This is a genomic window from Agrilactobacillus composti DSM 18527 = JCM 14202, from assembly GCF_001436375.1.
GTDB lineage: Bacteria > Bacillota > Bacilli > Lactobacillales > Lactobacillaceae > Agrilactobacillus > Agrilactobacillus composti.
In genome coordinates this window covers 1-224 of record NZ_AZGA01000076.1, presented here as the reverse complement: position 1 = coordinate 224, position 224 = coordinate 1, and the positions used below count along the sequence as shown (strand labels likewise).

General features: G+C 49.6%; 1 rRNA gene. It reads left to right on the top strand.

What is annotated here, in order from left to right:
• Positions 1 to 224, top strand: a 23S ribosomal RNA gene (locus FC83_RS12490); the annotation flags it as partial.

The following is a 224-nucleotide window of genomic DNA, read 5'->3' as shown; positions in this document are numbered from 1 at the left end:
GCTTGCATCCTGGGGTTGTAGGACTGGACATTGGAGTTACAAAAATTTGGATTAGCTGAATGACATGGGAAGGTCAGCCACAGCGGGTGAGAGCCCCTTAAGCTAAAATCTAAATTCTCCGTCCAGGATCCTGAGTACGGCCAGACACGTGAAATCTGGTCGGAATCCGGGAGGACCATCTCCCAAGGCTAAATACTACCTAGTGACCGATAGTGAACCAGTAC